Origin of the sequence: Micromonospora sp. NBC_01412, assembly GCF_045040215.1 — a bacterium.
Taxonomy (GTDB): domain Bacteria; phylum Actinomycetota; class Actinomycetes; order Mycobacteriales; family Micromonosporaceae; genus Micromonospora; species Micromonospora rubida.
On record NZ_CP109528.1, the window covers coordinates 7,185,437 to 7,210,726 of the forward strand.

Genomic DNA, 25,290 nt, shown 5'->3' on the forward strand with positions numbered 1-25,290 from the left:
GAACGCCGCTCGCGTCCCGCGGCGGGTCGGGGCCGGGCGCCCGGCACGCCGCCCGGGGTAGCGCTCGGGCTGGCTGCCCCGGCACCCCGCGAAGCCACCCGGGCCGGGCCACGGTGTCGATAGCCTGGTTCTGCGCCGACCGGGGTTCGGCGGAGGCTGACGCACGGAGGGCGGGCGACGCGGGTGGCTGCGAGCGAGCGCGAACGTGGGCAGCGGCGACGTCGGCTGCTCTGGGCCGGCATACTCGCCATCGCCGGGCTGGTGCTGCTGGCCGTGGGCCTGACCATCGCCGACGGGGCCGTCGCGTGGCTGGAGGCCATCGTGGCGCTCGTCCTGCTGGTGGCGAGCTACGCGGTGCAGCGCCTGGCCCGCCGGGAGACCCTCTACCGGCACGACGAGCCGCGCTGACCGCCGCGCCGTACCCGGATCGTCGGACGGTTGTGCCACGCTGTCCGGCGTGGCACACCGACCCCCGATCATGCTGATCGACGCTCCCAGCCTCTACTTCCGGGCCTACTTCGGCATCCCCGAGTCCGTGGCGAAGGCCGAGGACGGCACCCCGGTCAACGCGGTGCGTGGCTTCCTCGACATGCTCGCCACACTGATCCGCACCCGCCGCCCCGACCGGATGGTCTGCGCGATGGACCACGACTGGCGGCCGGAGTGGCGGGTGGCGCTGCTGCCGTCGTACAAGGCGCACCGGCTGGCCCCGGAGGGCGGCGAGGTGGTGCCGGACACCCTCACCCCGCAGGTGCCGATGATCCTGGACGTGCTGGCAGCGGTCGGCATCACCGTCGTCGGCGCCGCCGGGTACGAGGCCGACGACGTGCTGGGCACCCTGTCGGTCACCCAGGAGGCGCCGGTGGAGGTGGTCTCCGGCGACCGGGACCTGTTCCAGCTCATCGACGACGCCCGCGGGGTGCGGCTGCTCTACATCGGGCGGGGCGTGGCGAAGCTGGAGGACTGCGACGACACGGCGGTGCGGGCCCGCTACGGGGTGCCCGCCGACCGGTACGCCGACTTCGCGGCCCTGCGCGGCGACCCTAGCGACGGGCTGCCCGGGGTGCCGGGCGTCGGGGAGAAGACCGCCGCCCGGCTGATCGACCGGTACGGCGACCTCGACGGCATCCTCACCGCCCTCGACGCCCCCGACTCCGGCTTCGCCCCCGGCCTGCGGGCCAAGCTCGACGCCTCCCGCGACTACCTGACCGTCGCGCCGAAGGTGGTGCGGGTGGCGCTGGACGTGCCGCTGCCGGAGCTGCCGACCGCGCTGCCGCAGTCGCCGGTGGCCCCCGACCGGCTGCTGGAGCTGGCCGAGCGGTGGAACCTCGCCGGCTCCTGCCGGCGGCTCGTCGACGCCCTGGCCGCCCAGGGCTGACCCCGACGGCCGGCCGGACCACGGGCCCCGCCGGCCGCACCGGTGATGATCAGGCGGTGGCGTGGTAGGCGAGGACGCCCCGGTTCACGGCGGCGATGGCCTGCCTCGCGGTGGCCCGCAGCTCGGTGGACGCCCCGCCGGAGTCGGCGAGCTGGCCGAGCAGGTCGACCACCTGCCGGGCCCACCGGACGAAGTCGCCGGCCGGCATCTCCCCGTCGAGCTCGTGACCGCTGGCCAGCACCTTCGCCAGCGCCTCGCCCCGCGCCCACCGGTAGACCGGCCAGGCGAAGCCGAGGTCCGGCTCGCGGGTGACCGTGAGGCCCCGGGTGGCCTCGTCGGCCTCGATCTCCCCCCACAGCTTCAGTGTCTCCTCGACGGCCTCGGCGACCGGCCCGCGCGGCAGCGACGCCCGCTCGTCGACGTCCCGGCGGGCCTCGAAGACCACCACCGACACCGCGGCGGCCAGCTCCGACGGCGACAGGCCGTCCCAGACGCCCCGGCGCAGGCACTCGGCGACCAACAGGTCGGCCTCGGTCCAGATCCGGCCGAGCATCCGACCGGCGTCGGTGACGGTGCCGTCGGCGGACAGGTAGCCGCGCGCGGTGAGCAGCGCGACGATCCGGTCGAACGTCCGGGCCAGCGAGCCGGTGCGACCGGCGACCCGCTGGCGCAGCTCCTCGGTGTCGCGCTCCAGCCGGCGACTGCGCTCGGCCCAGCGGGCGTGCTCCTCCCGGTCCGGGCAGGCGTGGCAGGGGTGCCGGCGCAGCTCGGAGCGGAGCTGGCTGATCGCGTGGTCCTCGCCGGCGCCCTGCCGGGTCCGGCCGCCGCGGCGACCGGCGTGCCGGTCCAGCCCGGTGCCGCTGACCTCGGCGGCGAGGTCCCGGCGGGCCCCCGGGGAACGGTGGTTGAAGTGCTTGGGCACCCGGATGCGGGCGAGCACCTCGGCCGGGGTGGTGAAGTCGCCGGGGCCGACCCGGCCGGCCCAGCGGTCCTGGGTGAGCACCAGCGGGCGGGGCTCGCCGAACCCGCCGGTGGCCGGGTCGAGCACCACCGCGAGGCCGGCGCGCCGCCCGGACGGCACCCGGATCACGTCGCCGACCCGCAGCCGCTCCAGCGACTCCACCGCCGCGGCCTTGCGCTGGTGCTGGCCCTGCCGGGCGACGGCGCGTTCCCGGTCGGCGATGGCCACCCGCAGGGCGAAGTACTCGTCGAAGTCGCCGTGGTGGCAGCCGGCCTCCACGCCGTACGCGTCGATGGTCTCGGTGTTGCGCTGCACCTGGCGGGCCAGGCCGACCACCGACCGGTCCGCCTGGAACTGCGCGAACGAGGACTCCAGCAGCACCCGGGCCGGCTCCGCGCCGACGGTGCCGACGAGGTTGACGGCCATGTTGTACGACGGGCGGAAGCTGGAGCGCAGCGGGTAGGTGCGGGTGGAGGCCAGGCCGGCGACGTGCCGAGGGTCGGTCTCCGGGGACCAGACGACGACGGCGTGCCCCTCCACGTCGATGCCTCGGCGGCCGGCACGGCCGGTGAGCTGGGTGTACTCCCCCGGCGTCAGGTCGACGTGCGCCTCGCCGTTGTACTTGACCAGGCGCTCCAGCACGACGCAGCGGGCCGGCATGTTGATGCCCAGGGCGAGCGTCTCGGTGGCGAAGACCGCCTTGACCAGGCCCCGGACGAACAGCTCCTCGACGATCTCCTTGAACACCGGGAGCATGCCGGCGTGGTGGGAGGCCAGCCCGCGCTCCAGGCCGTCAAGCCACTCCCAGTAGCCCAGGACCGTCAGGTCCTCCCCGGGAATGGCGGTGACCCGGCTCTCGACGACCCGGCGGATCTCGGTGCGTTCCTCCGCCGAGGTCAGCCGTAGGCCGGCGGCGAGGCACTGCTGCACGGCGGCGGCGCAGCCGGCGCGGCTGAAGATGAACAGGATCGCCGGGAGCAGCCCCTCCCGGTCGAGCCGGTCGACGATGTCGGGGCGCAGCGGGCCGCGCCAGCGGGGGCCGCGCCGCCCGGCGCCGGGGCCGGCGCTACGCCCCTCGCCGAGTTCCAGCCGGCGCATCGTGTCGCGGGTGTAGCGCAGCAGCTCCGGGTGCACGTCGTGCTTGCGGGCGGCGTCGGCGTCGTGGAACAGGTCGAACATCCGCTTGCCGACCAGCATGTGCTGCCACAGCGGCACCGGCCGGTGCTCGCTGACCACCACCGTCGTCTCGCCGCGCACGGTGACCAGCCAGTCGGCGAACTCCTCGGCGTTGGAGACCGTCGCGGACAGCGAGACCAGGGTGACCGAGGCCGGCAGGTGGATGATCACCTCCTCCCACACGCCGCCGCGGAACCGGTCGGCGAGGTAGTGCACCTCGTCCATGACCACGTAGGCCAGGCCCTGGAGGGTGGCCGAGCCGGCGTAGAGCATGTTGCGCAGCACCTCGGTGGTCATCACCACCACCGGAGCGTCCCCGTTGATGGCGTTGTCGCCGGTGAGCAGGCCGACCTGCTCGGCCCCGTAGCGGTCCACCAGGTCGTGGTACTTCTGGTTGGACAGCGCCTTGATCGGGGTGGTGTAGAAGCACTTGCGCCGGGTGGGCGCCGCGTCGGCGCCGTCGGCGCCCGCCGGCTGGGCGGGGGTGCCACGCAGGGCCAGGTGTACGGCGAACTCGCCGACCACCGTCTTGCCGGCACCGGTGGGGGCGCAGACCAGCACCCCGCTGCCCCGTTCCAAAGCCTGGCACGACTCCCGTTGGAAGTCGTCGAGATCGAACCCCAGGTCAAGGGCGAACTCGTCCAACGCCGGGAACTGTGAGGCCTGCGCGGTCCGGCGGCTGGCCGCGGCGTACCGCTCGGCGGGGCTCGACATGTCGTCAAGATTAATGCGTGCTTCGCGGGACCACCTGTCAAGGCCGTCCGACACTGGCGTCCAGGGCGGTCGGTAGGGTGCACGGCGTGCCGGACCATGCCGAACCGCCCCGCCCGACCCCGCCGCACGGCATCGACGCCGCCGCCAGCGCCCAGGCGTCCCGCCGGCCCGTGGAGGCGGTGCTGTTCGACTTCCACGGCACCCTCGCCCAGGTGGAGAAGCCGCACGACTGGGTGCTGGCCGCCGCGGCGGCCTGCGGGGCGACCCTGGAGCGGGCCCGGGCCACCGGCCTTGCCGACCGGCTGCTCACGGCGGGCCGGGCGGGCGGGCCGCTGCCGGCCCGGGTGCCGCCGGCGCTGGCCGAGCTGTGGGCCGACCGGGATCTCTACCCGCACGCCCACCGGGGCGCGTACACGGGCCTGGCGGCGACCGTGGACGCCGGGATCGACGGGCTGGCCGACGCGCTCTACGACCGGGTGCTGGTGCCCGAGGGCTGGGTGCCGTACCCGGACGCCGCGCCGACCCTGGCGGCGCTGCGGAAGGCCGGGGTGAAGGTCGCGGTGGTCAGCAACATCGGCTTCGACATCCGGCCGTTCTTCGCCGCCTGGGGCCTCGACGGGCTGATCGACGCGTACGCCCTGTCGTACGAGGTGGGGCGCTGCAAGCCGGACCCGGGGATCTTCTGGCGGGCCTGCGGGATGCTCGGGGTGGACCCGGAACGGGCGCTGATGGTGGGCGACACCGCGGCCGACGCCGGGGCGGTGCGGGCCGGCTGCGCGGCGCTGGTGCTGCCCGAGGCCGAACCGGGCCGGCCCAACGGGCTGGGATCGGTGCTCGGCCTGGCCCTGCCGCGCTGACCCCGCCCGGGGCCCGGTGACGGCGCGGGGTGTCCGGTCGGCGGGGCCACCGGCTCACCCCTGGTCACCGCAGCAGCCGGACCGCGCCCGGCACTGCGGTGACGGTCACCGGCAGGTCGAGGGCCCGCTCCCCGTCGGCGTAGGTGGTGATGCCCTCGGCGGCCAGTTCCACCGTCCGGGCCCGGTGGCTGCTCACCAGCGGATGCTGGACGTGGGTGCCCCGGTAGATGCGCGGCTTCACCCGGATCAGGGTGCGTCGGTCGAACCGGCCGCCGACCACCACGTCGAGCAGCCCGTCGGTCGGGTCCGCGTCCGGGCAGATCCGCATCCCGCCGCCGTAGCTGGCACAGTTGCCGACCGCGACCAGCACCGCGTCGACCTGCAGCGGCTCGCCGTCGAGGCGCAGCGTGTACCGGCGGGGGCGTAGCCGGGCCAGCTCGACCAGAATCGCCAGGTCGTACCGGCGGGGGCCGCGCGGGTGGCGCATCCGGTTGGCCCGCTCGTTGACGATCGCGTCGAACCCGGCGGCGAGCACCGCCCCGTACCAGCGGGGCGGGCCGTCCGCCCGGGTCATCCGGGCCAGGTCGACCGGGCCGGTCCGGCCGGCCCGCAGGGCCTCGGCGATCGCCTCCGCGGCGGCGAGCGGGTCGGTGGGGAAGCCGGTGTCGGCGGCGAAGTCGTTGCCGGTGCCGGCCGGCACCACCCCGAACGGCACGGCCGTCGCGGCGACCGCCTGCAGTCCCCGGTGCACGGTCCCGTCCCCGCCCACCGTCACCAGCGCGGCGATCCCGTCGGCCAGCGCCGCGTGGCACGCCCGTTCCGCCTGGGCGGCCGTGTGCGCCTCCAGCAGGCGCACCGGCCGGCCAGCCCGGGCCAGCCGCTCCAGCACGCCGGGCAGCAGTCCCCGGTGCCGGCCGCGGCCGGCCGTCGGGTTGGCGAGCACAGCGACGGGGCCGTCGGGGTCCGGGCCGGGGGCGGTGCGGTCGGCAGCGGTCACGGCGAGCACCGTACCGCCGGTCGGGCGCCCCGATCATCTTCCTGCCTGCCCGAAACCCGCCCCGGCCCTTCGGCGCCGGTCCCACCGGCCGGCCCGCCAGGGATTGACTGCGGTGGGTTGCTGTGCTAAATGGCACGGGAATTGCCATGAAAACAGCGGAGACGGACCCATTGGTGCCGCGAGACAGTCTGCTACCAGGGCGTGACACATTGCCCTTAGTCGTTTAATAATGGCTGCCGCTGATCCGTCAGGGTCGGGTGCGGGGTCACCGACGACGATCGAAGGGAAACTATTCCGTGAAGCGGGACCACTCACCCGTGCTGCCGGGCGACGGCGCCACCGACTACGCGCGCTACATGCGCACGGACACGCTGCTGGAGCTCCAGCGCCACCCGGAGCAGATGATCCACCGCGACGAGCTGCTCTTCCAGGTGGTGCACCAGTCCACCGAGCTGTGGCTGAAGCTGGCGGGGGCCGAGCTGGCCGAGGCCAGCGCCCGGGTGGCCGCCGACGAGCCGGCGGCGGCCGAGCCGCTGCTGGCCCGGGCGACGCTCGGGGTGCGGCTGATCACCGACCAGCTGGAGATGTTCCGATACCTGCCCCCGACGGTCTTCCAAGCGATGCAACCGGCGCTCGGCACCGGATCCGGCGCCGAGTCGCCCGGCTGGCGCGGGGTGCAGGCCGGGAGCCGGAAGCTCGGCCGGGCCTTCACCGACCACCTCGCGCGGCGGGGGACCGACCTGTCGACGCTGCTCCGGGCGGACCCGACGGACCCTGCGCACCGGCTGGCCGAGGCCATGGTGGAGTGGGACGAGCGGGTCGCGTTCTGGCGGGTGCGGCACTACCAGGCCGCGATCCGGGTCGGCGGCCACGGCGTCGCCGGCACCGAGGGCAGCCCGGCCAACATGCTCGCCAGGCTGATCGACCACCGGTTCTTCCCGGAACTGTGGCAGGCGCGCGTCGCCCCCGCCACGCCGGCCGAGGACATTCTCCACCCGGAACTGCCCTGAATAATCCCGCCGGCCCGAAATTCGCCGGAACGTCACCGTCCGTGTTTTACATAATTGTAATGTCGAGGTGCGGTTCGTGCGCGAGCTGACGAGCTGGCTGTCCGGTGGGGCCGATCCCGACAGTTTTCCCTACCTCCCGGTGACGGCGGAGTTCCACCGGACCGGCAAACACTTCGTCGGAAAGGAGTTGCTCGCCCTCCTCGACGAGACGAGGGCGCACGTCGCCAACCGGGCGACCGACGCCGGGCCGGCGGACTACGGCCCCGTCCGGCTGCTGCGCGACTTCCTCGACGTCGCGCTCGACAAGTGGGACGGCCGGTACGACTACCGCAGCTACCTCGCGTTGGGCCTGCTCGGGCTGCCCTGCGGCGACGACGACGACGGCGACGGCGGGCCGGTGGCGGAGCTGGCCGCCGCCCGCCAGGGCCGCGACCGGCTCCTCGTGCGACTGGTCGCCGACGCGCTGGCGTTCGAGCTGTCCGCCGCCGCCGGCACCACCGACCTGCTCCCCGAGCAGCGGCCCGGGCCGGCGCTGGTGGCCAAGCGTCACCGGCTGGGCGTCCGGGCCGTCTCCCCCGCGCTGTCCCGGCTGGGCCTGACCCTCGACGATCCCCAGCCGGCGGGGGCCGCCGCGGCGCTGCACGCCCTCGCCGCCGCCGACCGTAGCCCCGCCGAGGAGCGGGCGCTGCGGCTGAGCATGCTGCCGGTGTACCTGTCGCACGACGAGTACCTGTTCATCCGGGTGCTCCAGGCCTACGAGTGCGTCTTCGCCGGGCTCGCCGACGAGCTGCGCGCGACGATCGGCGCGCTCGACGCGGGCCGGGCCGTCCCGGCGGCGGAACGGTTGGCATACGCCCAGGGCCAGCTCGCCTCGGCCGCACCCCTGTTCTCGCTGCTGGCGAGCATGCAGCCGGAGGCGTTCCGGACGTTCCGGGCGTACACCGAGGGGGCCAGCGCGATCCAGTCCCGCTCCTACAAGCTGATGGAGTCGCTGTGCCGTACCCCCGAGGGGTCCCGGCTGGACTCGGCCGCCTACCGGTCGGTGCCCGAGTTGCGCGACCGGGTGCGCGCCGGAGGGCCGACGGTCGACGCGGCGCTGCGGGCGGCCGTCCGCGACGGCCGGCTGGCCGGGGCGGACCGCGCCCTGGTGGAGCTGCGGATGCGCGAGTTCGCCGCGACGGTGCTGAACTGGCGCCGCACCCATCATCGGCTGGCGGTCCGGATGCTCGGCGAACGACCCGGAACCGGCTACACCGAGGGGACCCCCTACCTGGCCGAGGTCCGCGCGATCCCGGTCTTCACCGCCGTCGCAGCCGACCCCGACCCGGCCGCCCCGTCCGAATCGAGTGGAGGCTGTCCCGAGTGAGCGCACCCGAGCTGGAATCCGCGACCGGCGGGCCGCGGTGTCTCGACGCCGCCGCCCACGCGGCGCTGCGCGCCGAGTTCCCCCTGCTGGAGACCTGCCTGTACCTGAACAACAACTCGACCGGCGCGGTGCCACGGGCGGCGCAGGGCGTGCTCACCGGCTACTGGGACACGTTGCGCACCTGGCGCGACGACGTGTGGCAGGGCTGGCACGAGGGCCTCGACCGGTACGCCGACGGGCTGGCCGCGTTCATCGGCGCCCCGCCGGGCAGCGTGGTCACCGACGCGAACCTGAGCACCCTGCTCGGCCGGGTCGCGTCCTGCTTCGACTACCGCCCGCCTCGCGACCGGGTCGTCATCACCGACCTGGAGTTCCCGGCCGTGCCGTTCGTGTGGAACGCGTTCCGCCGCTACGGCGCCCGGCTCGACGTGGTCGGCACCGGCGGCCCCGACTTCGACGAGGAGGCACTCGTCCGGCGCGTCGACGAGCGGACGCTGCTGGTGTGCGTGCCGCACGCCAGTTTTTCCTCCGGGGCCACCGTCGACCTGCCCCGACTGGTCGCGCGCGCCCACGACGTGGGCGCCCTGGTGGTGGTGGACGCCTTCCAGAGCGTCGGGGTCATGCCGCTGGACGTGACGGCCCTCGGCGTCGACGTCGTCCTCGGCGGCGCGCACAAGTGGCTGTGCGGGGTCGGCACGGGCTTCCTGTACGTCCGCCCGGACCTGATGCCGACCCTGGAACCGGCGGCGACCGGTTGGCAGGCCGGCGACCGAGCGCTGACCTTCCGGCCGTCGACCGGCTGGGCGGCCGGCGCCCAGCGGTTCGCCGGCGGGACCCCGTTCCCGCTCACCTCGCTGGTCTCCCAGGTCGGCCTGGACCTGCTGGCCGGCGTGGGCATCGCCGCGATCCGGGAGCACTCCCTGGCGTGCACGTCCCGGATCCTGGCCCGCGCCGGGGCCGCCGGCATCACGGTGGTCAGCCCGACCGAGCCGCACCGGCGCGGCGGCGTCGTGTGCCTGGACGTCGCAGACGGTGAGGCCGTCAAGCGGCGGCTGGCCGCGCGGGACGTGATCTGCAGCTGGCGGGGTTACCTGCGGGTCGGCCCGCACGTCTACAACACCCTCGACGAGGTCGACGCGTTCATGGACGCACTGGAAGAGGAGCTGGGCCGATGACCGTCACGCTGTCGCCGCGGGCACTGATGAGCCTGCTCGCCAACGGCACCAAGGCCATGGACGTGCTGGAGACAGCGCTCACCATGGGCCTGCTCGACGTGCTGGAGCCGGGTCCGGCCGTCCTCGGTGAGCTCGCCGAGAAGTTCGGGGTGCGCCCGCTGCGGCTGTACAAGTTCCTGGACTGCCTGGAGAGCCTCGGGTTCGTCGAGCGGGACGAGCCCGGCGACGACATCACCGCGGCCCGCTACCGGGCCGTACCCGGGCTGCGCGACGCCGTGGCGGCGGTCGCCGGGCCGGACGCGATCGAGCGGGACCGGGACCGGTACCCGTGGCGGCGGCTGCACGGCCGGCTCGCGGAGAGCCTGCGCGGAGACGCCGGCATGACCGACGACGACTTCGCGTGGCCGCCGCGCGACGACGAGCAGACCGCCGCCTTCGAGCGCAGCATGGCCGTCGGCCTCGGCCCGGTGCTCGAGACGGTCCACCGGCACGCCGACCGGTTGTGGCCGGACCGGCGCCGCCTGCTCGACGTCGGCGGCGGCGACGGCACGCTCGCCGCGCGGGTGCTCGACGACGCCCCGGGGCTGCGGGCCGACGTGTACAACCTGCCGGCGGTGGCGCCACTGGTGGAGCTGACGCGGACCCGCTCCGGGCACCCGGACCGGCTGGGGTTCGTCGGCGGCGACTTCCTCGCCGAGCCACTGCCCGGCGGCTACGACGCGCTGGCGTTCGTGCGGGTGCTGCACGACTGGCCGAACGACGTGGCCCGCACACTGGTCGAGAAGGCGTACGCCGCCCTCGCTCCGGGCGGGCTCCTGCTGATCTGCGAGGAGTTCCGCACCCCGGACCGGCTGGCGATGCAGTTCTTCTGGAGCTACTTCCTCATCGGCGTCGACAGCTGCGTCAGCCGGCTGCGGGAGGTGGAGTTCTACACCGGCCTGCTCGAGGAGGTCGGCTTCACCCGGGTGCGGGTGCTGCCCGGCGGCTGGGAACTGGTCACCGCGTACAAGCCGCCGGACGCGCCGTGAGCCGGCCGGGGCGGGTCGCGTTCCGGCTACCGGCCGGGGTCGGGGGTGCGCTGGTCGTTGAGCAGCAGCTGGCAGATGACGACCGTTCCGCCGGGAGGCAGCACCTGCGTGGCACTTGACCAGCAGCGCCCGGTTCGTCGTCGGGAACCACACGCCGCCGGCGAGCGACTATCGGTACATGCGGTGTGAGCAGTGGCGGGAGATCCTGTCGGCCCAACTGGACGGGGAGGAGACCCCGGCCGAGGGGGCCGCGGCCGACGGGCACCTGGACACGTGCGGTGACTGCCGGGCCTGGTTCGACACGGCGGCGGCGGTGACTCGGCGGGCGCGTACCCGGGTGGTGTCGCCCGTGCCCGACCTGGCCGACGCGGTCCTCGCCGCCGTCCCGGCCGGGGCTTCCCCCCGGCGGTGGACGCCCGCCTGGCAGGGCCGGCTGGTGGCCGGGCTGCGGGCCGCGCTGGGCCTGGTGGGCGCCGTGCAACTGGTGCTCGGGCTGGCGCAGATCGGGCGGGGCGCGGTCGTCGCGCACGCGCACGCCGCCGGCCAGCACCTGTGGCACGAGTCGGCGGCGTGGAACGTCGCCGTCGGAGCCGGGTTCCTGTTCGTCGCGGCGCGGCGGTTCCCGCCCGCCGGGGTGCTGCCGATGCTCAGCGCCTTCGTCGCGACGCTGGTGCTGCTGTCGGTGAACGACCTGATGACCGGCCAGGTGGCCGCATCCCGGCTGGTCAGTCACGGTTTCCTGGTGGTCGGCTGGGTGCTCACCGTGCTGCTGTCGCGGCCCCCGCTGCGCCCGGGTGGGCCGTCGCCGAGGCAGGGACGGTCGCGGGGCTCCCGCTGGCGGGTCGAGCCGGACCAGTCCGAGCAGCCGGCCCCGCTGCGCCTGGTGCCACCGCAGCCGTACGCCGCACAGGCCAACGACCGCCGGGCCGCCTGAAGGCCGACCCTCGACGGGCGGGGCCCTCGGCGGTCCCGGGGCTCAGCCGGCGCCGGTCGGGTGGGCGTCAGCGATCTCCGGGCCACCCGCCTGGGGGCTCAGCCGGCGCTGGTCGGGCGTGCCGGGTGGGCGTCGGCGTGCCAGGCGGCCACGAGGTCCTCGCGCGCCCGCGCCACCCGGGAGCGGATCGTGCCGATCGGGCAGCCGCACACCTGGGCGGCCTCCGCGTAGGACAGGCCGGCCACCTGCGTTGCCACGAACGCCACCCGGCGTTCCGGGGCCAGCGCGGCGATCAGCCGGTGCAGGGCTACCCCGTCGTCAGCCGCGGGCTCGACCGCGCCCGCGCCCTCCGCCGCCGTGCGCCAGTCCGGCAGGGTCGCGGTACGCGGTCGGGTCACCGCCGCCCGGACGTGGTCGACGGCGACCCGGCGGGCGATGGTGAACAGCCAGGTGCGGGCCGAGGAGCGGCCGGCGAAGCCGGGCAGGCTACGCAGCGCCCGCAGGAACGTCTCCTGGGTCAGGTCGTCGGCCTCCCCCGGCCCGGCGAGGTGGGCCAGGAACCGCCACACCGGGCGCTGCAGGGCCCGGACGAACGCCGCGGCAGCCTGCTGGTCGCCCTGCCCGGCGAGGCGTGCCCAGCGGGTCACCTGCTCGTCGTCGGCCTCCGCGGTCACCACGGCCGGCCGCCCGCCCCGACGCGGGTGGCCGCGCCCGCCCGGCGGCGCGCTTCGGCGGTGCTCACGCGGACCCGTACGGCGCGCGGCGCTGTTGCGTTCACGTGGTCTGTCTCCCGGCCCGGCTCCGGCGGCTGACGCCTCCCACCAGCTACAGGAGGCCGATCTCCGCGCGCCGCCCCGGTGCGGCGCACCACTGTTTGTCGGTCGCGGGGACGGAAAAGTTCCCGGCACCGCGCCGGGCCGTTGCCGGGCACGCCGTCGGGCGGGCGACGGCGGGTCCGGCGACGGGGACGGGCGGGCCACTCCCGCATGGGAGTGGCCCGCCCGCGTCCGGCCGGCGTCGCTCAGTCGTCGCTGCCGTCGTCATCGTCGTCGTCGTCGTCATCATCACGGTCATCGTCGTCACGGTCATCGTCGTCGTCGACCGGCTCCTGCTCGGCCTTGACCACCGCGCCGTCGTTGCGGTCGACGTCGACCTCGTGCTCGGTCTGCCCGTTGACGATCTCGACGCTCCACACCTGACGGCCGTCCTCGTCCTCGGCCTCGACCTCGACGATCCGGCCGCCCCCGGCGCGCGCCAGCGCGATCTCGCCGGCCCGCCGCTCGTCGACGCTCCCGCCGGCGGGCGAGCCGGTGGGGGGCGGCGTCGCCGTGCCGGCGGGCGAGCCGGTGGCGGGCGCGCCGGGCGCCGGCGCCGAGGTGGGGGCGTCGTCCGGGCTGCCGGTCGCCGCCGGGGCCACGGTGGCGGCGACCAGGGCGGTCGGTGCGGCGCGGTCGTCGGCGGCGGTGACGCCGAGGGCGACCCCGGCCACCGCCAGCATCGCCGCGCCGCCGACGGACGCCATGATCAGGGAGTTGCGCTTCATCTCGGTACACCTTTCCTCGGTTGCTGCGTCGAGGATCGGCCGTGGCGGGATAGCGGCGCGCTGCACGAACGCTAAGGCCCAGTTAAGGTCGCCGGCGGGGCCAGCCGCAGGCGCACCTCGGCCCCGCCGCCCGGGGCGGTGCGCAGCTCCAGCCGGCCACCGCCGGCCTCCGCCGCGCGGCGGGCGATGTCCAGGCCCAACCCCGTGGACCCGGCCGGGCTGGCTCCCCGGCGTACCGTGGCGGCCGGCATGCCGGGGCCCTCGTCGGACACGGTGAGGACCACCCCGTCGGCGTCGCGGGCGAGACGGACAGTGAACGCAGTGCCGTCCGGGGTGTGTGCGAACACGTTGCCGAGCAGCGCGTCCAGGGCCGCGGCCAGCTCGTCGGCGGGCACCCCGACCGGCAGCGGCCCGGGATCCAGGTCGCAGCGGACCTCCCGCCCGGTGTCCTCGGCCAGCACCGACCAGAACGCCACCCGGTCGGCGACCACCGCCGCCGCGTCGCCGGTGGCGGCCCGCGACCGGTCACGGCGGGCCTGGCGGATCAGGCCGGTCACGGCCCGCTCCAACCCGTCCACCGCAGTGGCGATCCGCGCCGCGTCCTGCGGCTCGCGCAGCGACTCGGCCTCCAGCCGCAGCGCCGTCAGCGGGGTGCGCAGCCGATGGGAAAGGTCGGCCACCTGCTCACGCTCCTGGGCGAGCAGGACCTGGATCCGGCCCGCCAGGTGGTTGAGCGCGCCGGCCACCTCGCGCAGTTCGGCCGGGCCCGCGGGCGTCACCCGGGCGTCCAGCTCGGCGTTGGCCAGCCGGTGCGACACCGCGGACAGCTCGGCGATCGGCCGGACCAGGGTGCGGGCCAGCCGGTCGGCGACCAGCAGCCCGAGCAGCACCAGCAGCACCCCGAGCAGGGCCAGCACCAACCACGCCCGGGTCACCCCGGCGGTCAGCTCGGCGCGCGGCACCACCGTCCGGATCACGCCCGTGCCGTCCGGCCGGCCCTGCACGGCGATGACCACCTCGCGTCCCTCGTCCGACTCCGCGGTGAGGCTGCGCCCCCGTTCGGCCAGGGCCACCGCCGGGGTACGCGGAACGGGCGTGCCCAGCACCGTGTCGCCGGGCAGGAACACGCTGACCGGTCGGCCCGACTCCGCGGCCAGCTGCTCGGCGGTCAGCCGGATGGTCGCGGCGTCGGCCGTGCCCACCACCGGCACCAGGCTCTGCGCGTCCGCGGTCGCCCGGACCGTGGCCCGGTCCTCGGCCACGTCCCGCACCAGCAGCGCCAGCGGGACGAGGAAGGCCACGAGGGTGAGCACGCTGACCGCGGCGGCCAGCAACGCCAGCCGCGCCCTCACCCGGCACCGCCCGGGGACTCCAGCCGGACCCCCACCCCCCGCACCGTATGCAGGTAGCGGGGCTGCTGGGCGCTCTCGCCCAGCTTGCGGCGCAGCCACGACAGGTGCACGTCGACGGTCTTGTCCGCGCCCCCGTACGGGATCTGCCAGACCTCGGTGAGCAGTTCCCGCTTGGTGACCACCTCGCCGGGCCGGGCGGCGAGGTGGTGCAGCAGGTCGAACTCGCGCGGGGTCAGCTCGACCGGCGTGCCGTCGAGGGTCACCTGCCGTGAGCGCGGGTCGACCCGCAGGCCGCCCACCGCCAGCGTCGGGTCCTTTGCCGCCGAGGCCGCGCCGCGCCGCAGCACCGCGCGGACCCGCGCGTCCAGTTGGGCGGCGGTGAACGGTTTCACCACGTAGTCGTCGGCGCCGGCGTCGAGGACCCGGACGATCTCGGTCTCGTCGTCGCGGGCGGTCGCCACGATGACCGGCACCGCGCTGACCGCCCGCAGCATCCGCAGCAGGTCCCGCCCGTCGAGGTCGGGCAGGCCCAGGTCCAGTACGACGAGGTCCGGCCGGTCGTCGAGGGCATCGCGCAGCCCCGCCATCGCGGTGGACGCGGCGGCCACGGCGTGACCCCGGTCCCGCAGCGCCCGCGCCAGCGGCGTCCGGATGGTCAGGTCGTCCTCGATGAGCAGCAGGCGGGGCACAGGATGCAGGCTAGCCGCCGGGACCGCCGCCGGCCGGTTCCTTAACCCTCCCTTAGCGTCATCCGGCGCTCCCGCCAACCTTCGATCGGGGATAGTCGGGGGATGCGCCGTCGTCGTGCCCTCGCCTTCGCCGGGTGGCTGGCCACCGCCGTGCTCGCCACCCTGGTCGGGGTTGCCGCGATCCGGCTGGTCGGGGAGAGCATCACCGGCACCCCTGGCGGGGTGCACAGCCAGCGGGACGTCGAACGGGCGCTGGCCTCCCCGCAGGCGAGCACGGCGGCCCCGGGCGGCAGCCCGTCCACCGGGCCGGGCGGGCCGTCGGCGACCGCGTCGCCGGGGGCCGGCGCGCGCCGGGCCTTCGCGACCGCCGGCGGCAGCGCGGTGGCCGAGTGCGCCCCTGGCGGGGTACGGCTGGTGTCCTGGGCGCCCGCGCAGGGCTACCGGGTCGGCGACGCCGACCAGGGTCCGGACGACGACGTCGAGGTCACCTTCGTCGGGTCGGGCGGCGAGCACGAGCTGAAGCTGCGGTGCGTGGCCGGCGAGCCGGTGGCCGTCGCCGACGACTGACTCGGCGACGGCCACCGGCGGATCGCCGTCAGCCGTGGTGCTTCTGCTGGCAGGGCACGCAGAATCGGGCGTGCGGGACGACCTCCAGCCGCTCCGGCGGGATCTGCGCCCCGCACCTCTCGCAGGCGCCATAGCGGCCGTCCTCGATGCGGCGCAGGGCGTCGGCGATCCGCCCCAGGCTCATCCGGGTCGCCGCGATCAGTGCGGCGCGGGTGTGCGCCTCACCCGGGTCGCCGGTGTCGGCGGTCAACTCGGTCAGCCGGACCGTCTGCGTCGCGTGATCGTCGGTCAGTGTCGCGCGCAGGTCGGCAAGCCACTGCCGTCCGCTGGCGTCCTGGATGTCGGTGCTCATGTTGCGTCCTCCCGGAAAAAGGTAAAAGAAAAGGGCCGAAGCCGGAAGCTTCGCCCTGGTGGCCGTACCGTCGGATGATCCCGGCGGGGGGCCACGCCCGCTGGGGATCGGGCTCGGCCGCCCGTGGATGGGGGCGGCGCCGGGCGACGGCGCGCCCGCCGGGCGGGTGGCCGCCCCGGTGCCCCGCCGGCCGGCGGCAGACGGCGACGCCGTCACAGCGGTGACGGTGACGCGGGCGAGCGGGACGGCCGATGGCATGGGGCCACCATAGGCCGCCCCGCCGCGGAACCCAACCAGGTTGCCCGCCGGGCCGTCCCGGCCCGAGGCGCGGCACGCCTCGCACTGCTGGTGGCGACGCCGGTCATGTTCGGACGGGCCGCCACCACCGGCGAGGCGTTGGCCACCGGGTTCCTGGTCAGCCGCTCACAGCGGCGCGGACTGCGCGAGACGCTGTCGCACGAGAGGGAGAGCTAGATCGGGGCGGGCGGAGCGGCGGTTCCGGTGGCCGGTCCCAGCCCGCCCCGGTCTGCGCGGGTCAGGTCAGTCAGGTCGGGTCGGCCCGGCCCAGCCGCCAGTAGCCCATGAACGCCACCGCCCGCCGGTCGATCCCCCGCTCGGCGACCAGGTGCCGGCGCAGCGTACGGATCACACCGGCCTCGCCCGCCAGCCAGGCGTACAGCGGCCCCTGCACCGGCGCCGCCGAGGGCGGCACCTCCCAGAGGATGTCCCAGTCGACGTCCACGTCGGCGATCGACGTCCGCCCGGACGGCAGGCCCGCCATGGCCGGTGCCCGGCCGGACAGCATGCTCGCCGTCGCCGCGGCGACGGCGGGGACCAGGCGGCTGCCGTGCGGCCCCCCGTCACGGGGCAGCCAGGCGACGTCGACGCCGGGCGGGGCCGGGACGGACAGCGCGTCGGCCCGCTCCGGCACCTCCAGCAGCACCCGGCCCCGGGCACCGAGTGGGAGCCGTTCCAGGATGGCGCAGATCGCGGGCACGGCCGTCTCGTCGCCGGCCAGCAGCAGGTGGTCCGTCGACGGTGGCCGGAACTCGATCCCGCCGTGCTCGCCGGGGTAGCCGGCATCGGGGCCGAGCAGGGCGGCCTCGTCCCCGGGCCGGACCCGGTGGGCCCACCGGCTGGCCGGACCGCCCTCACCGTGCATGACGAGGTCGATGTCGACCTCGGCCAGGTGCGGCCGGGCCGCCCGGACGGTGTAGGTGCGCACCGGGCAGCGCCGCTCCTCGGGCAGGGCCCGCCACCTCGCGTGCCAGTCGGCGCCGACGGGGAGCTGGACCCCGCGCTCCCCGGGCAGCGGCAGCGCCAGTTTGATCCGCTGGTCGTAGCCGTTGTCCGCGAACCGGTCGAGGTCGGGGCCGGTGAAGGTGACGCGGAGGAACGAAGGGCTGAGCCGGCGTACGGCGCGGACCTCGACGGCGAACAGGCGCCACGGCGTGATGGGCAGGGTCGCGGTCATGACACCCTGCTCCGGCTGCGGCTGGACGTGATCATTCGACACGAGGTTAGGCTAACCTAACGTCGCAGTCGGGTGTCAGGGTGGTGCGGCCTTCCCACCTACGGGCGACGGCCACCGCCCTGACCAGGCCGGACGGCACCCGCCGGCGGGTCACCCGAGCGCGGCGGCCCGGCCCAGGAAGAGCAGTTGGGCCCGCTTCTCCGGCAGGTCGATCTGCGGCCCCGGCACGAAGCCTGCGCGGGTCAGCCGGGCGATCGCCTTGTCGTTGCGCGCGTCGGGCTCCACCACGATGCGCAACCGGCCCGGGTCGGCCAGCACGAAGGCGAGGAAGGCGTCGAGCAGGACGGCGGTGAAGCCCGGCTCGGTGCCGCCGTCCGGCGGCCCGATCATCAGGTGGATGCCGAAGTCGCCGGGCTGGACGTCGTAGCACTCCCCCACCGGGTCGGCCGCCGGCTCGTACGTCTGGAACAGCGCCACCGGCCGGCCGTCCCGGTGGATCAGGTAGGCGTGGTGCGTGGCGAGCGAGTCCAGGTACTCGTAGATCTCCAGCACCCGCTCGCGGCTGGCGTCGAGCATGCCCCAGAACCGCGAACGTTCCCGGGTGACCCAGTCGTGGAGCACAGCGATGTCCTCGGCCGGCCGCACGGGCCGGATGAGCACCTCGCCGAATCCCTCGATGCGCCGCGAGTAGGAGGTCGGGGCAGTCGTCATGTCTCTCCTCGATGGGGCCGGCGCCGGCGCGGGCCGCCGTCCGGCCGGCGGCCCGCCATGCTGACGGCACCGGCCGCCGTCACCACCCACGGCGCGGCACCGTGACGGAAAGTCAGGACACGCTAGCCTAGACCGTCCGGCGCGCGCCACGGTCCACCGCCCGCCCGGGAAGCCCTCCCGCGTCGCGGAGGCGAGGAGTTGCTGCCGCCGCCGGCCGTCGTGCGTGGCTTCGGCACGATCAGCGTCAGGGTCTTCGGCAGCCCTCCTCGTGGCCGCGTCGGACGGTCCCGGCCGGCCCGCGACCACCGACGGGGTGGCCGGCTCCGGGGAGCCGGCCACCCCGCGTCGCAGGGGGCGGTAGGTCGCCTACCGCCAGGTGTCGGTGCTGGTCCGGGTGCCGCTGGCCGGGGTGGTGAAGGTGCGGTTACCGCCGTTCTCCCAGGTGACGGAGCCGTTTGGATTCTTCTTGATGTACTTGTACTCCACCGCCGTGTTCGGGGGCAGGTTCAGCGTGGCCCGCCAGACCGGGTAGTCGGCCGAGGAGAGCGCCACGGCGTTGGACGGGTTCCAGCCGCCGAGGGCAGCGATGTTGCCGACGACGTAGACGTTCTGGCCGTAGGAGGTGGTGACGGTGGCGTGGAACGAGGCGGCGATCTGCCCACCGGTGTCGGTGTCGCCGCGGAAGGTCTCGTTCACCGTGTAGGTGCCGCCCTCCGGGGTGGTGAAGGAGCGGTTGGCGCCGTTCTCCCAGGTGACGGAGCCGGCCGCGGTCTTCTTGATGAACTTGTACTCCACCCCCGTGGACTGCGGCAGGTCGATTACCGCCTGGTACGTGTTGTTGCCCTGGGCGGTCAGCTTGACAGCGCTGGCCGGGGCCCAGGAGCCGAGGGCGGGGATGCTGCCGACGACGTAGACCTCCTGGTCGGCGGCCGGGTTCGCGGCGACGGTGAAGGTCGTGGTGACCTTGTCGGTGGGGATGACCGTCGGGGTGACCGTGGGCGACGCGGTGGGCGACGGGGTGGCGCCGCCGGGCCGGGCGTTGACGTGGATCGCGACCGCGTTGTTGGCGGGGATGGTCACGGTGGCCCGGCCGCCGGAGACGGTCACCGTGCCGCCGGCGCAGCCGGACCCGGTGGCGGGGCCGGAGACGACGTCGCAGTACTGGCCGTCGGCGAGGCCGGTGGTGAACGTGGCGGTGGAGGCGCTGCCGGAGTCGTTGACGCCGAACCAGGCGCGGTCGCCCCGGTGGAAGCCGATGACGTTGCTGTTGACGGTGGTGAAGTCCGACACGCTCTTGACCGACCGGGCGGCGTTGGCCCAGCCGACCATGCCCTTGACGCCGGTGGACTGGGTCAGGCAGTTCCAGGCGGCGCCACAGGCGGTGTCGGTGACGTAGCCGCTGCCATTGGCCGGCGGGGACTGGTTGCGGCCGTTCCAGGAGAAGCTGTCGTAGACCGAGGGCTTGCCGTGCGGGTAGGCCAGGGCGAAGTAGTTGGCCAGGGTGTAGTCGGTGCCGTTCTTGTAGGACAGCACGACCCCGTCGCGCTCCAGGTCGTGGTTGGTGACCATGGCGAAGACGTTGGCACTCGGGGCGTCGAGGTTCCAGCTCGGGAGGTTGGCGAGGGTGGAGATCGAGCCCTGGAAGGCGGACCTGAGGCCCTTGGCGTACGCGAAGTCGAGCACGTCGCCGTTGCCGATGAACGCCCGCGCCTTGAGCGCGTCGTTGCCGGCGCCGTCGAAGATCTCCTGCGCGATGTACGGGCGCTTGTTCTCGGCCACGGTGTTGCGGAGCTTGCCGATGATCGCCGCGAAGTCGTCCTTCTTGATGTGCTTGACCGCGTCGACCCGGAACCCGTCGACGCCGAGGCCGAGCATGTCGTTGAGGAAGCCGGCGACCTTCGTGCGGACGCTGTCCTTCTCGGTGTACAGGTCCGTCAGGGCCAGCAGCTCGCAGCTGGTCACCTGGGCCTCGTTGTTCCAGTCGTTGATCCCGCCGCTGGTCGGGCAGTTGTCGCCCGGCCGGTGGAAGTCCCCGTTGCCGTAGGGCACGGCCGGGAAGCTGTAGCCGGGGCCGGAGAAGTCCGTGCCGGCGTAGCCGACGATCTCCTCGGGGTTGTTCGCGCCGGCCATGTGGTTGACGACCGCGTCGACGTACACCCGCACGCCGGCGTCGTGGCAGGCGGTGACCATGGCGGCGAACTGCGCCCGGGTGCCGAAGCGGCTCTCCAGCTTGTACGACACCGGCTGGTACACCTCGTACCAGGGGTGCACGCCGTCGATGCTGTTGGGCAGGCTGACCGACTCCTGCGGCGGGGCGACCTGGACCGCGCCGTATCCGGCGGGGCCGAGGTGGTTGGTGCAGGCGGCGGAGACGGACGTCCAGTTCCACTCCCACAGGTTCGCCGTCACCTCGCTGTCGTTGAGGGCGGCGGCGGCGCGGGCGGGGGTGGCGGTGGTGGTAGCGGCGACGATGACCGGCGTCGCGCCGGCCGCGACGACCGCAGCGGCGAGCAGCAGGCGACCGACGCGGCCACGCGGGTGTGGACTCACGGATTCCATGGCGGGGAGGACCTTCTTCCGGGGGTCGAAGAGGTACTGGCGAGAGTGGACTGCCGTCCGGGTAGCAAGACGATGCGGGATTTCTGAAAGCAATTGCAAGACCTTGCGGCAAGATTTTTGAAACCCGTCGGCAACATCGCCGCCACACGAGCGCCACGCCGGCCGGAGGCGCTCGCCGCCCCGGGCCCTGCCGGCGCGGCGATCGACGAGCGTCTTCGCTGGTCGACAGGGGGGCTGGGCAGTGACCGGAAGGCACTGGGCGGCCTTGACGCGCCCCGCGGACCGCCGTAACTTCGTCCGCAAGACCTTCCAGAAATTTTCAGGCCCGTTGCGGCGACCGGTGTCCGGGAGACCGGCGCGGGGTCGGGGCGCCTCAGCCGGCCCGCTGGGCGCGGCGCAGCAACCAGGCGGCGAGCAGGCCGCCGGCCAGGACGGCGCCCGCGCCCACCGTCTGCCCGGACTCCGACGCGGCGCGGAAGGCGTCTGCGACCTCGGCCCGGTCCGCGTCGGTCCGGGCGGCGGCCAGCGCCGCCGGGAAGGACCCGGCGCCGGCCAGCGCGGCGGGCAGCAGCGCCGCGAACCGGGCGTTCAGCACGGCGCCCAGGACGGCGACGCCGAGGCTGCTGCCGACCTCCGTCATCGTGCCGTCCACGCCGGCGCCCGCGCCGGCCTTCTCCGGCGGGATCGCGCTCATCACCGCCTCCACGATCGCCGGGTTGGCCAGGGCGCAGCCGGTGCCCATGGTGAGCAGGCCGGCCAGCAGCACGCCGTAGCCGTCCCCCGGGGCGTGGGTGACGAACAGCAGGCCGCCGGAGAGCAGGGTCATGCCGACGGCGATGGCCCCGGCCGTGCCGAGCCGGTGGATCAGCCGGGCGGCGATGCCGGCGAGGTTGAGCACGACGATGGACAGCGCGAACGGCACCATCCGCAGACCGGCCTCCCAGGCCGGGTACCCGCGCACGAACTGGAGGTGCTGGGTCAGCAGGAACAGCGCGCCGGTGGCGCCGAAGGTGATCAGGACGACCCCGGAGACCGCGCCGACGAAGCGGCGGTCCCGGAAGAAGCCCATGTCCAGCATGGGGTGGGCGATCCGCCGTTCCCACCACACGAACGCGGCGAGCAACAGCACTCCCCCAGCGGCCGTGCCGAGCACCGGTGCGGAGCCCCAGCCCCGGTCGGGGCCGGCGATGATCGCGTACACCACGGCGGTGAGGCCGGCCGTGGACAGCACCACCCCGCCGAGGTCGAGGCGACCGCCGGACGGGCTGCGGGACTCCGGCACCAGGAGCCCGGCGGCCACCAGGCAGACCGCCACGATCGGGACGTTGACCAGGAAGATCGCCTCCCACGGGAAGCGGGCGAGGATGAGCCCGCCGACGGGCGGCCCGGCCGCGAAGCCCAGCGCGCTGGCCGCCGCCCAGATGCCGATCGCCCGGGGCCGCTCGGCGGCGTCGAAGACCTGCATCGCCACGGCGAGGGTGGCGGTGACGAGCAGAGCGCCGCCGACGCCCATGCCGGCCCGGGCCGCGATGAGCTGCCCGGTGGACTGGGCGAGCGCCGCGGCCGCCGAGCCGGCGCCGAACAGGACGAGGCCGGCCAGCAGCAGCCGGCGCCGGCCGTACCGGTCGACGGCGCTACCCGCGGTGAGCAGCAGTCCGGACTGCACCAGCGCGTACGCGTTGATGGTCCACTGCACGTCGGCGGTGCTGGCGCCCAGTTCGGCGGTGAGCACGGGCACCGCCACGGTCAACACGGTGTTGTCGAGCACCACGGTGACCTGGGCGAGGCAGAGCACGGCGAGGATCAGCCACCGGGTGGGCAACGGGCGGGCGGGGACGGGCAGCGTCCGGACGGCGGGTTCGGGCAGGCTCATGGCGCTCCTGGGCGGAAGGGAAGCGGTCGGACCGCTCAACTCGCGGCGAGCACCGGGACGTGGCGGGCGGCGAGTGTGCCGAGGGGTGACCTCACCGGCCGCTCCGGATTGTCCGCGGCGGCGTCCGGCAGGCTGTTCACCGCAGGCAGGGACGCGGCGTCGCCGACCGGGTAGGGGTGGCGCGGGGCCGGGTCGGGCAGCCGGAAGGTCCGTCCGCCCATCGCGCGTACTACCAGAGCTTCCCGGTTCCGTTTCACGCACCCCTCCAGTAAGGTCGGCCTAAGTTAGGGGAGGGTAACCTAGTTGAAACTGTTGTGGGAGCCTGCGGCGTCGTGCGCGCCGCACGCCCGGACGGCCGGCATCCGTCGCGACGCCTGGGGCGTGGCGCACCTGTGGGCGGACACGGTGGACGAACTGGCCCGCCTCCAGGGCCGGGCGGCGGCGCTCGACCGGGCGTGGCAGATCGAGGTGGAGCGGTGGCGCTCCGAGGGCCGGCTCGCCCAGCACGTCGGGCCCGCAGAGGTGGGCTGGGACCGGTTCGCCCGCCGGGCCCGCCTCGACGACACCGCCCGGCGCTGCTTCGTCCGGCTCGACCCCACCACCCGGCGCTGGGTCGCCGCGTACGCCCAGGGGGTCAACGACGGGCTCACCGAGGGGGCCGCCGGGGCCCCGGAGTTCGCGGCGGCCGGCTGCGCCCCCGGCCGGTGGCGGCCGTGGTCCCCGCTCGGGGTCTTCCTGGTGCAGCACGTGCTGTTCTCGACCTTCCCGAACAAGCTGTGGCACGCGCACGTCGCCGCCACCCTCGGGCCGGCAGCGGCCGGGCTGTTCAGTGCCGAGCCGCCGGCCGGTTCAGGCAGCAACGCCTGGGCCATGCCCGCCGACCCGGCCACCGGGCGGGGCCCGGTCATCGCCGGCGATCCACACCGGATCCTCGAACTTCCCGGCATCTACCACCAGGTGCGGCTGGCCTGCCCTGAGTTCGACGTGCTCGGGTTCGCCTTCCCCGGCGTCCCCGGCCTGCCGCACTTCGGCCACGCCGGCGAGGTGGCCTGGGCGGTGACCAACGCGATGGCCGACTACCAGGACCTCTACCGGGAACGGTTGCGCCGCGACGGCGACCGGGTCCTGGTGCGCGAGGCCGACGGCTGGGGGCCGGCCCGCCGCCACGTCGAGCACATCCGGGTACGCGGGGGCGACCCGGTGCAGGTCGAGGTGATCGAGACGCCCCGGGGCCCCGTCGTCGACGAGGACCGGCACACCGGCGAGGCGATCAGCCTGCGCACCCCCGCCCGGGTCGAGCAGCGCCTCGGCTTCGACGCGCTGCTGCCGCTGCTGCGGTCGCGGACCGTCGACGACGTCGCCACGGCGCTGCGCCGCTGGGTCGAGCCGGTCAACAGCGTGCTCGTCGCCGACCGGTCGGGGGCGGTCGCCCAGCTCGTCACCGGCCTCGTCCCGGTCCGCGACGAGCGGTGCCGGCGGGAGCCGGTGCCCGGCTGGGAGCCGCGCTACCACTGGACCGGCGAGTACGCCCCGATGCCCCGGACCGCGGTGACCGGGCCTGCGGTCTGCGCCAACGACCGCCGGCCCGACGTGGCGGCGCTCGGCGTCGACTTCGCCCCGCCGCACCGCGCCCGGCGCATCCGTACGCTGCTGGCGGCCGGGGCCGAGCCGTCCACCGTGCACACCGACGACCGGCTGGACGCCGCCGTCCTGCGCGGCGCGCTCGACCGCCTCGACGCCGACGCCCTCAGCGCGCCGGCCCGGGCACTGCGCGACCGGCTGGCCGCCTGGGACGGGCGGATGCGCGCCGACAGCACCGACGCCGGCGCGTTCGCCGCCTGGCGGGCGGCGCTGGCCCGAGGGCTGCACGAGCACCCACGGCTGCGCCCGCTGCGCGCTGAGGGCGCGTACGACGAGCTGTTCGCGGCGTGGACCAACCCCCTGGGCCGCATCGGCCACGCCCTCGACGCCGTGGTGGCGGGGCTGGACCGCCTCGGCGTCGACGTGGGGCCCGTGGCCGCCGCCGCGCTCGAGGAGGTGGCGCACGGCGACCCGCCCGGCGCCTGGGGGCGGCGGCACGTCCTGCACCCGGTGCACCTGTCGGTGGCCATGGAGGTCGACGTCGCGGTGGAGGAGATGCGCGAGCGCGTGGCGCTCTCCGGCGACGCCGACTGCGTACTGGCCACGAGCAGCGTCCCCGGGCTCTCCGACGCCTGCTGGCGGGGCCCGGTCGCCCGCTACGTCTGGGACCTGACCGATCGGGCGGACAGCCGGTGGGTGGTGCCGTTCGGCACCTCCGGCAGCCCCGACGACCCGCACTTCGACGACCAGCTGCCACTGTGGGCCGCCGGCGAGCTGATCCCGGTGGTCACCGACTGGGAGCAGCTCACCCCCGAGCAGGAGCCGAGGAAACCGTGACACACCAGGTCACCGGCGCGGTTCCTCTTCCGCGACCCGACCCGGCAGCGAGTGGTCGTCGAGCCGGATCGGGCAGAAAGTTTCATGATGATCTCAGGGGTCGAAGGGTGTCGACATCGACTCTCGTGACGGTATAGCGTGCCCGTCATCGTGATC

General features: G+C 75.0%; 22 protein-coding genes and 1 pseudogene. 11 read left to right on the forward strand and 12 right to left on the reverse strand.

Annotated elements, in window-relative coordinates; translation table 11 throughout:
* Positions 1-183: 183 nt before the first annotated feature.
* Together OG617_RS31400 and OG617_RS31405 are read left to right on the forward strand one after the other, a co-directional pair.
* Entirely contained in the window at positions 184-408 is a 225-nt protein-coding gene (locus OG617_RS31400; RefSeq protein ID WP_405096505.1) for a hypothetical protein, read from the forward strand.
* Positions 409-478: 70 nt separating this feature from the next.
* On the forward strand, positions 479-1,378 hold the full coding sequence (locus OG617_RS31405) for a 5'-3' exonuclease H3TH domain-containing protein (RefSeq protein ID WP_405104025.1): 900 nt from the start codon (positions 479-481) through the stop codon (positions 1,376-1,378).
* Positions 1,379-1,427: 49 nt separating this feature from the next.
* Here the strand turns inward: OG617_RS31405 and OG617_RS31410 are convergent, their stop codons facing one another.
* Positions 1,428-4,229 carry a DEAD/DEAH box helicase gene (locus OG617_RS31410; protein WP_405096506.1) on the reverse strand — a complete coding sequence of 934 codons (2,802 nt, stop codon included), beginning with the start codon at positions 4,227-4,229 and terminating at the stop codon, positions 1,428-1,430.
* A gap of 170 nt (positions 4,230-4,399) precedes the next feature.
* Between OG617_RS31410 and OG617_RS31415 the strand changes: the two genes are divergently transcribed.
* The gene (locus OG617_RS31415; RefSeq protein ID WP_405104026.1) at positions 4,400-5,086 is read left to right on the forward strand and encodes an HAD family hydrolase; all 687 of its coding nucleotides are present in this window, start codon (positions 4,400-4,402) and stop codon (positions 5,084-5,086) included.
* 64 nt (positions 5,087-5,150) lie between these two features.
* On the opposite strand, the gene OG617_RS31420 is transcribed toward OG617_RS31415, so the two are convergent.
* Positions 5,151-6,083, reverse strand: a complete 933-nt coding sequence (locus tag OG617_RS31420) for a diacylglycerol kinase (RefSeq protein WP_405096507.1) — start codon at positions 6,081-6,083, stop codon at positions 5,151-5,153.
* A gap of 296 nt (positions 6,084-6,379) precedes the next feature.
* Here OG617_RS31420 and OG617_RS31425 point away from each other — a divergent pair, with 296 nt between their 5' ends.
* From OG617_RS31425 to OG617_RS31445, 5 genes are all read left to right on the forward strand, one after another.
* Positions 6,380-7,093, forward strand: coding sequence for a tryptophan 2,3-dioxygenase family protein (locus OG617_RS31425; protein ID WP_405096508.1), 714 nt, complete (start codon positions 6,380-6,382; stop codon positions 7,091-7,093).
* 67 nt (positions 7,094-7,160) lie between these two features.
* Positions 7,161-8,459 carry a hypothetical protein gene (locus OG617_RS31430; protein WP_405096509.1) on the forward strand — a complete coding sequence of 433 codons (1,299 nt, stop codon included), beginning with the start codon at positions 7,161-7,163 and terminating at the stop codon, positions 8,457-8,459.
* On the forward strand, positions 8,456-9,634 hold the full coding sequence (locus OG617_RS31435; protein ID WP_405096510.1) for an aminotransferase class V-fold PLP-dependent enzyme: 1,179 nt from the start codon (positions 8,456-8,458) through the stop codon (positions 9,632-9,634). The genes OG617_RS31430 and OG617_RS31435 overlap by 4 nt, the downstream gene beginning before the upstream one ends.
* Entirely contained in the window at positions 9,631-10,662 is a 1,032-nt protein-coding gene (locus OG617_RS31440) for a methyltransferase (RefSeq protein WP_405096511.1), read from the forward strand. Before OG617_RS31435 ends, OG617_RS31440 begins: the two co-directional genes overlap by 4 nt.
* 178 nt (positions 10,663-10,840) lie before the next feature.
* Positions 10,841-11,596 (forward strand): zf-HC2 domain-containing protein, encoded by a 756-nt coding sequence (locus tag OG617_RS31445; protein ID WP_405096512.1) that lies wholly within the window; start codon positions 10,841-10,843, stop codon positions 11,594-11,596.
* 98 nt (positions 11,597-11,694) lie between these two features.
* Here OG617_RS31445 and OG617_RS31450 read toward each other — a convergent pair whose 3' ends face one another.
* The 4 genes from OG617_RS31450 to OG617_RS31465 form a co-directional block, all read right to left on the reverse strand.
* On the reverse strand, positions 11,695-12,270 hold the full coding sequence (locus OG617_RS31450; protein WP_405104027.1) for a sigma-70 family RNA polymerase sigma factor: 576 nt from the start codon (positions 12,268-12,270) through the stop codon (positions 11,695-11,697).
* A 347-nt stretch (positions 12,271-12,617) separates the two neighbouring features.
* Positions 12,618-13,139: a PepSY domain-containing protein gene (locus OG617_RS31455; RefSeq protein ID WP_405096513.1), complete on the reverse strand. Its 522-nt coding sequence runs from the start codon at positions 13,137-13,139 to the stop codon at positions 12,618-12,620.
* 71 nt (positions 13,140-13,210) lie between these two features.
* Positions 13,211-14,491: a sensor histidine kinase gene (locus OG617_RS31460; protein ID WP_405096514.1), complete on the reverse strand. Its 1,281-nt coding sequence runs from the start codon at positions 14,489-14,491 to the stop codon at positions 13,211-13,213.
* Entirely contained in the window at positions 14,488-15,180 is a 693-nt protein-coding gene (locus OG617_RS31465) for a response regulator transcription factor (RefSeq protein WP_405096515.1), read from the reverse strand. The genes OG617_RS31460 and OG617_RS31465 overlap by 4 nt, the downstream gene beginning before the upstream one ends.
* 102 nt (positions 15,181-15,282) lie before the next feature.
* Between OG617_RS31465 and OG617_RS31470 the strand changes: the two genes are divergently transcribed.
* Positions 15,283-15,747, forward strand: a complete 465-nt coding sequence (locus OG617_RS31470; RefSeq protein WP_405096516.1) for a septum formation initiator — start codon at positions 15,283-15,285, stop codon at positions 15,745-15,747.
* A 28-nt stretch (positions 15,748-15,775) separates the two neighbouring features.
* Here the strand turns inward: OG617_RS31470 and OG617_RS31475 are convergent, their stop codons facing one another.
* Complete coding sequence (locus tag OG617_RS31475) at positions 15,776-16,099, reverse strand: TraR/DksA family transcriptional regulator (protein ID WP_405096517.1); 324 nt, start codon at positions 16,097-16,099, stop codon at positions 15,776-15,778.
* Between the two features lie 348 nt (positions 16,100-16,447).
* Here OG617_RS31475 and OG617_RS31480 point away from each other — a divergent pair, with 348 nt between their 5' ends.
* A complete protein-coding gene (locus tag OG617_RS31480; RefSeq protein WP_405096518.1) occupies positions 16,448-16,573 on the forward strand; it encodes a hypothetical protein in 126 nt (41 codons plus the stop codon).
* Between the two features lie 70 nt (positions 16,574-16,643).
* Here OG617_RS31480 and OG617_RS31485 read toward each other — a convergent pair whose 3' ends face one another.
* The 5 genes and pseudogenes from OG617_RS31485 to OG617_RS31505 form a co-directional block, all read right to left on the reverse strand.
* A complete protein-coding gene (locus OG617_RS31485; RefSeq protein WP_405104028.1) occupies positions 16,644-17,573 on the reverse strand; it encodes a siderophore-interacting protein in 930 nt (309 codons plus the stop codon).
* A gap of 150 nt (positions 17,574-17,723) precedes the next feature.
* On the reverse strand, positions 17,724-18,284 hold the full coding sequence (locus OG617_RS31490) for a GNAT family N-acetyltransferase (RefSeq protein WP_405096519.1): 561 nt from the start codon (positions 18,282-18,284) through the stop codon (positions 17,724-17,726).
* Positions 18,285-18,650: 366 nt separating this feature from the next.
* Positions 18,651-20,843, reverse strand: a complete 2,193-nt coding sequence (locus OG617_RS31495) for a carbohydrate-binding module family 20 domain-containing protein (protein ID WP_405096520.1) — start codon at positions 20,841-20,843, stop codon at positions 18,651-18,653.
* A 373-nt stretch (positions 20,844-21,216) separates the two neighbouring features.
* Complete coding sequence (locus OG617_RS31500) at positions 21,217-22,716, reverse strand: MFS transporter (protein ID WP_405096521.1); 1,500 nt, start codon at positions 22,714-22,716, stop codon at positions 21,217-21,219.
* 104 nt (positions 22,717-22,820) lie between these two features.
* A pseudogene (locus OG617_RS31505) lies at positions 22,821-22,931 on the reverse strand (siderophore-interacting protein); the annotation flags it as partial.
* A 97-nt stretch (positions 22,932-23,028) separates the two neighbouring features.
* Between OG617_RS31505 and OG617_RS31510 the strand changes: the two are divergent.
* The gene (locus tag OG617_RS31510) at positions 23,029-25,134 is read left to right on the forward strand and encodes a penicillin acylase family protein (RefSeq protein WP_405104029.1); all 2,106 of its coding nucleotides are present in this window, start codon (positions 23,029-23,031) and stop codon (positions 25,132-25,134) included.
* Positions 25,135-25,290: the final 156 nt, after the last annotated feature.